This is a genomic window from Halobellus inordinatus, assembly GCF_024464655.1.
Lineage (GTDB): Archaea > Halobacteriota > Halobacteria > Halobacteriales > Haloferacaceae > Haloquadratum > Haloquadratum inordinatus.
The window spans coordinates 1-11310 of record NZ_JANHAV010000017.1 but is presented as its reverse complement, the minus strand read 5'-3'; the positions used below and the strand labels follow the sequence as shown (position 1 = coordinate 11310).

Sequence of the window (11310 nt, the reverse complement as noted above, 5' to 3'; positions counted from 1 at the left end):
CTCGGTTGTCTGTTGCTCACCGTGTCGGCTTCATCCCCCGCCTGTTCAGTCCTCGGTTCCGACAACAGGTGTCGGAACGCTCGTCCCTCACGGGAAGGCGGGGGTATGCGCCTCGAATCTCTATAACAAATTCAGATCGTCTTCCTAAAGCCGTGATGATACAACGCGCGTGTCTGGTATCGCAGTGGTCCATCGATTCGCTTTTATGCGAATCTCATACCTCTGCCGGTCGAGGGTCTCTTAGGGATTATCGTAAGTCTCCATAGATTTCTCGCCGGACGATACGGCGAGAATCTCTGAACAGTTACGACAATCCCAATCTGGACCTCCGACCGGCTACCATAATCCAGATCAGTCTACCACTGAATCATCCTCTTCACGTTCGTGAACCCAGACCGTCGAAATTCGGGTTCCCTCAACGTTCGTCACCTCAATGACGTACCCGTCGACCTCAACGTGATCGCCACGTTCTGGCGCGCGGTTGAGTTGCTCGAGTACCAGTCCGCCGATCGTTTCGACCTCCTCACTTGTGAACTCTCCCTCGATCATATCGTTTATTTTCGATAGCGGTACGCCCCCGTCAATGTCGTACCCCTCATCGCCACGCCGGCGAATCGAGGGTTCACGCTCGTCCATATCAAACTCATCCCGGAGGTCTCCAACGAGCGCCTCGACGACGTCTTCAACCGTTGCAATCCCCTCAAATGCCCCCCACTCGTCGATAACTGCGACCATTTGCTGTTGATCTTCCCTGAACTGTCTTAGGAGATCGCTCAGTGCCATCGTCTCTGGAGCGATGATAATCTCGCGGGCGATGTCGCCGACTATCTCGGCGTCACCGTCCTCCACCTCCGCTCGGAGCACGTCCTTGACGTCTACGAATCCGATCACTTGGTCGCTGTCGTCGGCATCAAGAACTGGATAGCGCGTATGACCAGCCTTGAGGACGATCGACTGGAGGTCGGAGAGCGAGGCATCGGCGGGAACGCTCACCACGTCCGGTCGTGGAACCATAACCTCCCGCACCACGACATCGTCGAGATCGAAGACCCGCTCGATCATCGTCACTTCCGCAACGTCGATGTCTCCTTCCTCACCGGATCGAGTCAATACCCGAAGGAGCTCCCGCTCGCCGAGCGTCTCATCCGTTTCGGAAGCGGGGGGCACACCAAGTGCTCGCGTGAATGCGTTGGCAGCCCCGTTGAAGACGACGATTCCGGGATAGAGGATGTAATAGAAGACCTTCATCGGCGGGGCGAGGAACAGGGAGAGTCGCTCGGTCTGGGCGATTGCGAGCGTCTTCGGAGCGAGTTCACCGAAGACGACGTGGAGGAACGTGATGATACTGAAGCCGATTGCGAAAGCGACGAGATGGATGAGACCCGCCGGGAGAATCGGTTCCAATATGGGTTCGATGAGCGCCGCCACAGCGGGTTCGCCGACCCATCCCAACCCGAGCGAGGCGATAGTAATGCCGAGTTGCGTCGTCGCGAGATAGTCGTCAAGGCTCACCATCACTTCTTGGAGCGTCCCCGCGCCGGGGCGTCCCTCCTCAGCAAGTTGTTCGACCGATGTCCCCCGTATCCGTACGAAGGCGAACTCTGCAGCGACAAAAAAGCCGTTCAACACCACCAGAGCCAGTGCAAGGACGACCTGCGCCAGCGAGAGCGCGATATTTACCATCGGTGGGGCTGGAAGCTAGGGTTACTTGATTGTCGTGTGTCCATATGGGGGCCTCTCGTTCCATCTACTAAAATTATTTAAAATAAGTTCAAAGCGAGCTGACTGGTTGGGTATCGAATCAGTCCTGTATATTTCCTCACCGAGACTGTCCTGCTGAACTCACTCTCTGTGGGTACTGTAAGAAGGGGTAAGAGGGAGATTTATCCCTGATATTCGGCGGTAGGGGTTTTAATTCTCATATCACAATTCGGAATAAGCATTTTAACGTGCTCTCGCTCTCTAACTCTCGCATCCTGTTTCTGTCAGAGGTTGGTACTACCGCCCGATTGATGAGGGGAACACTCGCGAGAAGAGGGTTGAAGCTGCACTGATAGGGATTATCGTAAGTCTCCATAGATTTCTCGCCGGACGGCACGGCGAGAATCTCCGAACAGTTACGATAATCCCTATGAGATACAGCATCGTCTTCATCAGGTGTACACTGTTCTGTTGCCGGCCAACGGGTCCAAAGTAACTCCTTGTGACTAGTTCTATGACACCCTGAAGAGGAGGTCGTGGAGATTCCGTCGGCATTGGACTCGTAAGGCCAGTTCACTGGGGGCGCTCTTTCGTTCCTGGAGTTTGATGTCCAGCGGGTCTTCGATCTCACCCATCACTGCTTCGAGGGCGTCCGTCGCGGAGATCAGTCCCACGACGTTCTCCTCGTCCTCATCGTACACGAGCGCGAGTTCCTGGTGTTCGTCCTGAAACTGGTCGACGGCATCGCTGATGAGCGTGTCTGCTTGAAGGGTCATCGGAGTTGGGCTCACCGACGACTATCTCCGTCCCTTCGCCGTCGACAGGTACGCCAAGCTCAATCCTGCCGTCATCCTCCTCGGTATCCTCGGAGGAGCGTACGCATTCGGGATTATTCGGTCCCGTCGTCCTCGGCGCACTCAAAGCCGCTCTCCGCGTCGGCCTGGATAACTGGTCCCAGATCGACGAGAGCGACATCGGTTGACCAACCGATCGTAATCAATCGAACAACAGCTCTTCGAGTCGCGTCCCCAGCTTCGGAGTCCCAAACCGACGGCGAAACTCCAGGACAATCTGTCCGACGCCGAGAGGGAGCAGGCTCATTCCGAGCACGACGAGCCAGCTTTCGAGACCGATGGGGGCAGTGCTCAGTGCCAGCGAAACCCCCGGCAGGTAGACCGTGCCAATCACCAGCAGAGCGGACAGGCCGAGGGCACCCCAGACGTACGCGTTCTCGGTGACCTCGTTGCGCACGATGCCCGACGTGAGCTCTCTCATATTGAACACGTGCCAGAGCTGGGCGAACGCTAGCGTGAGGAACGACATAGTGACGACCTCGTCGGCCCCCATACCGCCGGCGTATATGCCGCCCCCGATCACGAACGCGCCGACAGTCGCGACTGCAATCATCGCTCCGTACAGCCCCAGTTCGGTCCAGTGCGTCCGGGTCAGGATCGCCTCGTCGGGATCCCTTGGTGGCGTGTTCATAATATCCTTGCTGCCCCCGCACGCTCCCAGTGCAAACGCCGGGAAGATGTCAGTCACAACGTTGAGAAAGAGGATCTGCAGGGGGAGCAACGGCAGCGGAAAGCCCAGGAGTGCGGCGATCAGAATGGCCAGCAGTTCGCTGAGGTTACAAGACATAAGATACAGCACGAATTTCCGGATGTTCCGGAAGATGATCCGCCCCTCCCTGATGGCGTGGTAGATGCTCGTGAAGTTGTCGTCCTGGAGGATCATGTCCGCCGCCTCCTGGGCGACCTGGGTCCCTCGCTGACCCATGGCGACGCCGATGTCGGCCCGTTTCAGCGCCGGCGCGTCGTTGACCCCGTCACCGGTCATGGCCACGATCGACCCGACTGCCTGGTGGATGTCGATTAAATCGAGCTTGTTCTCCGGGGCGACCCGCGCGAAGACCGACGCGTTCACGAACCGCTCCATCTCGTCCTGAGACAGGTTCTCGGGGTCGTCGAGTTCGCTCCCCTGGATTATCTCGTCATCCTCCGGGTCCATCAACCCGACACTCCGGGCGATGTTTTTAGCCGTCCCTGGGTGGTCACCGGTCACCATGACGATTCGCAACCCCGCGTCCAGACAGTTCTTAATGGTCGATTTGACCTCCTCGCGTGGGGGATCGATCATGGCGACCAACCCGAGCAGCGACAGCTCCTCGTACGGCGGGTCGTCCGTACTCTCGACCTCCTTCCTGGCGAGAGCGAGGACGCGCAATCCGTCTTCGGCCATAGCCTCGCTTTTCTGGATCCACTCTTCTTTATCGCGGTCCGAGAGAGGCTCGGTGCCGTCACCCGTTACCAGCTGGGTCGACGACTTGACGACCGCCTCAGGCGCACCCTTCACGGCGACCCTGTAGCACCCGTTTAGCTCGTGGTAGGTCGCCATCATCTTGACGGACGGATCGAAGGACACCTCGTGGGCCTCCGGCATCGATTCGAGGAGATCGTCCCGATCTATACCGGCCTTCAATCCCGCTATCAGGAGGGCAGCTTCCGTCGGATCACCCGTCACAGCCGTCTTGCCATCCTCCTCAGTCACTGACGCGTTGTTACAGAGAACGCCCACCTCTAGCGCTTCCTGGAGGGCGGGATCCTGTGGCTGACCCCGTTCCTCGTCGCCGTGCTGGAACGCCCCCTTGGTGCCGAGTCCGGTCCCGGTGACGGCGACCGAGCCGTTGGCCAGTTCGTACTGGCTGACGGTCATCTCGTTCTCCGTCAGTGTGCCCGTCTTGTCGGTACAGATGATGTTCGTCGAACCCAGCGTCTCGACGGAGCCGAGGTTGTTGATGAGGGCGTTGCGGTCCGCCATCCGCCACATCCCGCGTGCGAGCACGAGCGTGGCGACGACCGGCAGCCCCTCCGGAATGGTCGCAATAGCCAGTGCGATGGCCGTCTCGACCATCAGATACAGATCCTGTCCTCTGAGCCAGCCCGAGACGAGGACGATCGCAGCCACGACGAGCAGGAACGGAACGAGTTTCTGTCCGAGGTCATCGAGCTTCTGCTGGAGCGGCGTCTTCTCCTCAGCCTCTCCCTGAAGGGACGCCGAGATCTTACCGAGTTCCGTGTCCATCCCCGTGGCCACCACGATCGCTTCGGCGGTCCCCCGCGTCACGTTTGTCCCCTTGTAGAGTATGTTCTCCCGCTCGGCGAGGGGCACGTCTTCCTCAAGGACGTCGCTCGTCTTTCCGACAGGAACGGACTCGCCGGTGAGTGCCGATTCGTCGGCCTGGAGCTTGGAGGGCTCGATCACTCGAAGATCGGCCGGAACGACGTTCCCGGCGTCGAGGACCACGACGTCGCCCGGTACCAGCTCTTCCGCGGGAACGTCCCTCACCTCTCCCTCCCGGCGAACGCGGGCCTCGATCTCCGTCATCTCCTGGAGACCCTCCATCGACTTGATGGCCCGCATCTCGGTAACGAATCCGATGAGCCCGTTGATGAGGAGGACGACGAAGATAGCGACACCCTCGACGTTCTCGTTCAGTGCGAAGGCTGCCACCCCTGCCACCGCCAGCAACAGGACGATGAAGCTCTTGAACTGGTCAACCAGAACCCCCAACCAGCCCCGCTGTTCCGCCTCTCGCAACGCATTCGGGCCGACCCGTTCACGCCGTGTTTCGGCTTCGTCCTCGCTCAGTCCCTCGTCTACAGAAACCTCGTAATGCGCGATGATCTCATCAGACGATTTCGTCCACGGCGTTTGAATCGGGTGTTCGTCCATTGCCAGAGGAGAAGTCCCTGTGAGTAGCCATGGTCGATAACAGTAAAAAAGGCGGTGTGAGTCCCCGATGATGTCCGGGCACGAAACCGGAACGGTGACGAGAATGCAGACATCTCGTGTCCAGGTACGGCCGTGAATGGAAAAATTGTTGTATAGGACGCTGAGTAACGGACCAAGAACGATCGAAGCCTGCCGTTCACAGGGACACGAAGTATTTTCTGCCCGTGTTAGTCGAACACCGGGGGTGGAGAGACGAGAACCGTACTACTATGTCGCCATCGCAGGAATTTACGTACGGTTGATTCGTGACGACCGTACCCTACGACCCCGTCCTGGCACCGCTAGCACTACTCCAGCAGTTTCCCGTGCAACTGCCGGTCTCTGTCGACGTACTCGTGGTTCTTGCGGTCGTCGTCGTCGCGCTCGTCCTGTTCATCTTCCAGCCGGTTTCGATCGATACCACCGCGATCGCCCTGATGGTCGTGTTGATCCTCCTCGGTCCGTGGACGGGCGTCTCCCCCGAGGAAGGCGTTTCGGGCTTCTCGAACCCTGCGACCATCACTGTGCTGGCGATGTTCATCCTCAGCGAGGGGGTGCGACAGACCGGCGTCATCCAGATACTCACGCAGAAAATGGAGTCGTTCGCAGGCGACAGCGAATTCCGCCAACTCCTCGCGACGGTCGGACTGGCCGGCCCGTCGGCGGGTTTCGTCAACAACACGCCCATCGTCGCAGTACTCATCCCGGCCGTCACGACCCTCGCCCGGAAGACCGGCACCTCGCCGTCGAAGCTGCTGATCCCCCTCTCCTTCGCCGCGATGCTGGGCGGGATGCTCACCGTCATCGGCACGTCGACGAACCTGCTCGCGAGCCAGATCTGGGCGCAGGTCGGCGGCCCGACCGCGGAACCGTTCTCGCTGTTCGAGTTCACGCAGCTCGGCGCCGTCGTGCTGGTCGTCGGCATACTGTACCTCCTCACGGTCGGTCGGTATCTCACGCCAGCCCGAATCGCAGCCGGGGGGACCCCCACGGACCAATTCGGCATGGCTGACTACCTGACCGACGTCGTCGTCCACGAGAACTCCGACCTTGTCGGGTCGCAGGTACGGGAGGTGCGACACGGCGACCTTGACCTGGATGTGTTCCAGATCGTGCGCAACGGCCGCAGCATCGTGCGCGGCCTTCCCACCGAGCGGATCCGCGCCGGCGACGTCCTCTCGGTCAGAGCGAGCCAGGAGACGCTCGAACAGGTCATTGGGGACGAACACCTCGATTTTCTGCCGGAACTCCTTGACGCCGTAGCGGGCGGGGACGAACCGCTCCCCGAGGGATTCGTGCCCGAAGACCATGCGTGGAACCGACCGTCGGTGACACCCAATCCGGCCACAAACGACGGTGAGAGCACGGAAAACGTGGAGGAAGCCGAGGCCGAAGTTTCGCTCACGGAGATCGTATTGCTCCCTGGGGCGTGGTTGAACAGACGGAACGGCGTTGCGGGATTCGAGCGAAACTACGACGTGACCGTGCTTGCCGTCCGCCGGGGGAACGAGGTGATTCGCCAGCGCCTCCGGGACGTGCGCCTGCAGGGCGGTGACGTGTTACTCGTCCAGACGAGCGAGGACGTCCTCGACCGTCTCCGGGATGACAGCAACATCGTCGTCTCCAGTGACAGGCGCTGGGAGGATTTCGACCGGACACGGATTCCAATCGCACTGGGCATCGTCGCCGCCGTCGTCGGACTGGCCGCCCTCGAGTACCTCCCGATAATGGTCAGCGCGCTCGTGGGCGTCGTCGCGATGCTCTTTTCGGGTATCCTCCGCCCCGCGGATGCCTACGAGGCCGTTGACTGGGACGTCATCTTCCTCCTCGCTGGCGTCATTCCCCTGGGAATCGCGTTCGAAGCGTCCGGTACCGCGGATCTGATCGCGTCGGGAATCGCCACCGAGGGCACCGTGCTGCCGCCGCTCGTGATGCTCGCAGTATTCTACTTGGGGACCGCAATCATCACGGAAATGATGAGCAACAACGCCAGTATCGTATTGATGCTCCCCATCGCCGTGGAGGTTGCGGGTCAACTCGGCGTCAACGCCTTCGCGTTCGCCCTCGCGGTGACGTTCGCCGCCAGCACGCCCCTGCTCAGTCCCGTCGGCTACCAGACGAACCTTATGGTCTACGGTCCCGGTGGGTACAAATTCACCGATTTCGCGCGCGTCGGGGCACCGCTACAGCTCATCCTGACCGTCGTGACGACGGCCGGCATCGCGTTCTTCTGGGGTCTGTGACAACATCGAGACTCCGATCCGTATTGGACACCGGTGTCGCACACTGCAGTCACCCCGGGGGATTCCGATCACCATCTACACTATTTTACAAACGTCTAATTATCCGCTAACTCCTCGTGATTCGGACTCTCCCGACTACCTACTCTTCGACTCACATTCAGCACTCTATTGAATCTGGAACTGGATGGTCGTGGCTCAACTGTTACTTTCCGGGGCAGCGCACCTGCGCGTTCAATTTGACATTTTTTACGTCACGGATCTCTACAGCATCGTATCCAATGTCGCCTGACCCAGGAGATGATCTGAATATCCAGGGACTTATCGAGAGTTCGCCGGATTCAATTGTGATTGCCAACCCCGAGACGGGAGAGATCGTGGAGGTGAACCAAGCGGCTGAAGAGTTCTTCGGCTACACGCAAGAAGAGTTACGCTCGATGGACATACTTGCCCTCCATCCTACCAACGAACGAGAGCGGTATGAAGACCTCTTTAAGACGCATTTTGAGCAGCAACCGGCGGTCATTTCACAATTCGACGATGGATCGCCCGTGTTCGTAGTCACGGCTGATGGCGACCGAATCCCCGTCGAAATCAATGCGTGGGCTATCGACGACGCGGAACAGGATCAGCCGCTCTTCCACGGCGTATTCCGGGATGTCTCGGAGCGACTCCGTCGGCAACGAGAACTCCAGCGCCAGAACGAACAACTAGATGAGTTTGCGAGCGTCATCTCACACGATTTACGGAACCCACTGGCTGTCGCACAAGGCCGCACAACGCTTCTTGATCAAGAGTGCGAGAGCGAACACACCGAGCCCCTTCAGACTGCATTGAGCCGGATGGAAGAGATCGTTGAAAATACCCTACTCCTCGCTCGTAACGGCCAACGAGTAGGTGAGATGGAACCGGTCAATGTCGTGAGTACGATTAGCAAGGGTTGGGAGATGGTTGCCACGTCGGCGGCCACGTTGGAGGCCGAAGACGACATTACGATTCGTGCAGATCCAGACCGCGTCCGGCATATCTGTGAGAATCTTCTTCGCAATGCCGTTGAACACGGCGGGGACGATGTTACTTTTTGGATCGGCCAAGCAGATGATCAGACCATCTACTTTGCAGATGATGGCCCGGGCATTCCTGAGGACGTACGGGATGCAGTTTTTGATCCTGGGTACTCATCTGCGTCTGATGGAACTGGATTTGGGTTGGCTATCGTTCAGCGGGTCGCTGACGCACATAGGTGGGATATCGAACTGACTGAAAGTGAGTTCGGTGGCGCACGGTTCGAGTTTACTGGCGTCGAAATCCAGTAATGAGGCTCTGGTGGATTCCTTGAGAGCTGACGATAACTGCGTGCGAGATATGTACTCTGTTCTGAACGAATCCGATTCTGGTGTGTGGCCTGTCAGACCATCTTGGTCTGGGAGTCTGCTGTACAAGTCACAACACGACTGCTAGGTGAGAATTCGATTGCGTATTACTCAGAGGAGTCGGTTTCTGGGGCCTGACTCAGCGCGTTCAGCGACGAAAAGAAACTCCCAATAAGTCCAATCAGTCCGACCCCGAGAGAGGCGATAACGATATTATTCGAGGTGCCGTACCCGCTGGCTTCAATTTGAACTGCCCACAGCATCAACACGATACTGAACAGGAGGACATCTCTTGACAGGGACATACACCACGTGCTAACAGCAAACTGCTTAGCTTTTCCCGATTGGTGCCTTGCTCGCTGCAACACCTGTAGCGAGCGCATTGCGAATCGTTGTGATAGGATACTCGTAGCGCTGTTGGCACTATCTCTCCACAGATTGGCCTCGTGACCGGGAGATGTTTCGGGACTTCAGGGCCGAATCAGCCGTGAGACTCTGCTTGCGAATAGTTCATCGGAAGTCGGGACAAACAAAGGATACATCTAGCAAATAATTTGCAGGCAAATTATTTTTGTGAGTGGCACGTACAGATGGATATGTCTCACAAAGTCGAGGATGAAACGACGGTCAACGAGAGCTACTCGATTACGGTCCCGGCAGCGATACGGAGAGAAGCAGGCGTCGAAGCAGGTGACAAACTCCGCTGGCACGTCGACGAAGATGGGACAATTTCGGTTGAACTCGTCAAACAACACTACGGCGCGTTTTCGCAGTTGGACCCAGTCGACATCGGTGAGCCAACCGATGCCGCAGCGGATCACGATCTCATCGCTGGAGATCGCTAATGGCCAGCGTTGTCGTTGACGCAAGTGTTCTCATCGCGGCCCGTCTTTCACGCGATCAGAATCACGAACGAGGGAAAGCGATTTCAGATGCGATCGACCTAGGTGACCTCCCGACAGCATACGTCTTGAGCGATGTTCTCGAAGAAGTTATCAACTATCTCCAAGCGAGAGCAGGCCACGATGTTGCTTCCGAAACGCTTGATGCACTCATCGAGAGTAGCGGGTTCTCACTCATCCAGACCTCGAAAACGGATTTTAACGCCGGCCGGTCGGTATTCCGACGATACGAGTCACTCTCGTTAACTGATGCTGTCATTGTTGCAACGATGCAGCGTGAGGAGGTCGAATACCTCTACAGCTTCGACGACGGATTCGACGGTGTTCCCGAAATCACTCGTCTTACCACAGCGGAGGACCCATTTGCGTGAGAGAGTACCTGTAGTGAACGATTCCTGTGTGAGTGTGGGAAGTCTTCTATGACCCCCTGTATGTTGCTACTCGACTGACCGTCTTCACTCGTGGAGCTGCTTTTCGACTTCGTCACTACTGGTCGCATCCACGGCTACTGCAACGAGGTCGTCGTGATGCTGTTCGATGACATCCGTTAGCTGGCGTGCGGTTCTGAGTTTGTATCGGACTTCTGGATCATCGACTTCCGCTGTCGCGTCCGCAAGGAGGGCGTCGATTGCATCGACGGGTGTGTCCGCCATATCGGGTCCTAGTCTGCGCCATAAAATAACATTTGGAAAACACGCTCATTCGTGAGTGAGGACACACAGTGCTGCGGTTTGACGCAATAACTGCTCCGAGACAGCCAGATCTCTGCTCTTAGGTGTCGCGAACACTCGGTGGCAGAAACCGCGGCTCGTCACTCTCACCGTCATCGTACCACAGGACGTCGTCGCCGGCCTCGATCCCATAGCGGGCCGCGATCTCGCTGGGGATCGTGATCGTGTAACTGCCGTTGGCCTCCTGGACGGCACGCGTGTCTGCGAACAACTCCGTGAGGGACTCCGACATATCCTGTTCCTCGTGTGGAACCCACTTGATCCCTGTTAAGACAGTAGTCCCCCAGGGCATCCAATGGGTCTGTAATGGACTCTCCGGTGATTCTCCGATTTCCTAGTCTCAGTACTTCACAAAGCCGGTTAGTTGAGACGTCTGCTTGCTGACGGTGTGTCCAATACCCAGCAAGCAGACGGTGAAATCCACGAGGACCAGCTCCTTAACTTCCTCGTCAACACGCTTGGCGAGGAAGTAGGGCTCAGCCTCGGTAGCAACGCAGAAATCGATACTGAAGACATCTACGAGGTCCTCGTCGGCGCCTGCGCCGACGGGACCTCAATCTCCGAACTCTGTGAATCCAGTGACGACTCA

9 protein-coding genes and 2 pseudogenes are annotated in these 11310 nt (G+C 58.0%); 6 read left to right on the top strand and 5 right to left on the bottom strand.

Annotated features, from left to right (window positions below; genetic code table 11):
- Window positions 1-351 precede the first annotated feature (351 nt).
- Window positions 352-1683, bottom strand: coding sequence for a hemolysin family protein (locus NO347_RS17055; RefSeq protein ID WP_256290907.1), 1332 nt, complete (start codon window positions 1681-1683; stop codon window positions 352-354).
- Window positions 1684-2213: 530 nt separating this feature from the next.
- On the bottom strand, window positions 2214-2477 hold the full coding sequence (locus tag NO347_RS17050) for a CBS domain-containing protein (RefSeq protein ID WP_425492411.1): 264 nt from the start codon (window positions 2475-2477) through the stop codon (window positions 2214-2216).
- Here NO347_RS17050 and NO347_RS17450 point away from each other — a divergent pair.
- Window positions 2473-2683: pseudogene (locus NO347_RS17450) on the top strand (AI-2E family transporter); the annotation flags it as partial. The gene NO347_RS17050 and the pseudogene NO347_RS17450 overlap by 5 nt on opposite strands.
- Before the next feature lie 14 nt (window positions 2684-2697).
- Here the strand turns inward: NO347_RS17450 and NO347_RS17045 are convergent.
- Window positions 2698-5436, bottom strand: a complete 2739-nt coding sequence (locus NO347_RS17045; protein ID WP_256290906.1) for a cation-translocating P-type ATPase — start codon at window positions 5434-5436, stop codon at window positions 2698-2700.
- A gap of 305 nt (window positions 5437-5741) precedes the next feature.
- On the opposite strand from NO347_RS17045, the gene NO347_RS17040 reads away from it, so the two are divergent.
- The 4 genes from NO347_RS17040 (at window position 5742) to NO347_RS17025 (ending at window position 10361) form a co-directional block, all read left to right on the top strand.
- Entirely contained in the window at window positions 5742-7718 is a 1977-nt protein-coding gene (locus NO347_RS17040; RefSeq protein WP_425492410.1) for an SLC13 family permease, read from the top strand.
- Window positions 7719-7996: 278 nt separating this feature from the next.
- Window positions 7997-9031, top strand: a complete 1035-nt coding sequence (locus NO347_RS17035) for a sensor histidine kinase (RefSeq protein WP_256290905.1) — start codon at window positions 7997-7999, stop codon at window positions 9029-9031.
- A gap of 653 nt (window positions 9032-9684) precedes the next feature.
- Window positions 9685-9933, top strand: coding sequence for an AbrB/MazE/SpoVT family DNA-binding domain-containing protein (locus NO347_RS17030; protein ID WP_256290904.1), 249 nt, complete (start codon window positions 9685-9687; stop codon window positions 9931-9933).
- Entirely contained in the window at window positions 9933-10361 is a 429-nt protein-coding gene (locus NO347_RS17025) for a type II toxin-antitoxin system VapC family toxin (protein WP_256290903.1), read from the top strand. The genes NO347_RS17030 and NO347_RS17025 overlap by 1 nt, the downstream gene beginning before the upstream one ends.
- Window positions 10362-10445: 84 nt before the next feature.
- On the opposite strand, the gene NO347_RS17020 is transcribed toward NO347_RS17025, so the two are convergent.
- Window positions 10446-10643 carry a hypothetical protein gene (locus NO347_RS17020; RefSeq protein ID WP_256290902.1) on the bottom strand — a complete coding sequence of 66 codons (198 nt, stop codon included), beginning with the start codon at window positions 10641-10643 and terminating at the stop codon, window positions 10446-10448.
- Window positions 10644-10761: 118 nt separating this feature from the next.
- Window positions 10762-10953 carry an AbrB/MazE/SpoVT family DNA-binding domain-containing protein gene (locus NO347_RS17015; RefSeq protein ID WP_158599412.1) on the bottom strand — a complete coding sequence of 64 codons (192 nt, stop codon included), beginning with the start codon at window positions 10951-10953 and terminating at the stop codon, window positions 10762-10764.
- A 156-nt stretch (window positions 10954-11109) separates the two neighbouring features.
- Here NO347_RS17015 and NO347_RS17010 point away from each other — a divergent pair.
- Window positions 11110-11310 (top strand): annotated as a pseudogene (locus tag NO347_RS17010) (ISH3 family transposase); the annotation flags it as partial.

Bases quoted from the DNA above. Each gene is read 5' to 3' on its own strand.
- NO347_RS17050 (WP_425492411.1), bottom strand. From the start codon at position 2,477: ATGACCCTTCAAGCAGACACGCTCATCAGCGATGCCGTCGACCAGTTT.
- NO347_RS17015 (WP_158599412.1), bottom strand. From the start codon at position 10,953: ATGTCGGAGTCCCTCACGGAGTTGTTCGCAGACACGCGTGCCGTCCAG.
- NO347_RS17025 (WP_256290903.1), top strand. From the start codon at position 9,933: ATGGCCAGCGTTGTCGTTGACGCAAGTGTTCTCATCGCGGCCCGTCTT.
- NO347_RS17035 (WP_256290905.1), top strand. From the start codon at position 7,997: ATGTCGCCTGACCCAGGAGATGATCTGAATATCCAGGGACTTATCGAG.
- NO347_RS17030 (WP_256290904.1), top strand. From the start codon at position 9,685: ATGTCTCACAAAGTCGAGGATGAAACGACGGTCAACGAGAGCTACTCG.
- NO347_RS17055 (WP_256290907.1), bottom strand. From the start codon at position 1,683: ATGGTAAATATCGCGCTCTCGCTGGCGCAGGTCGTCCTTGCACTGGCT.
- NO347_RS17020 (WP_256290902.1), bottom strand. From the start codon at position 10,643: ATGGCGGACACACCCGTCGATGCAATCGACGCCCTCCTTGCGGACGCG.
- NO347_RS17045 (WP_256290906.1), bottom strand. From the start codon at position 5,436: ATGGACGAACACCCGATTCAAACGCCGTGGACGAAATCGTCTGATGAG.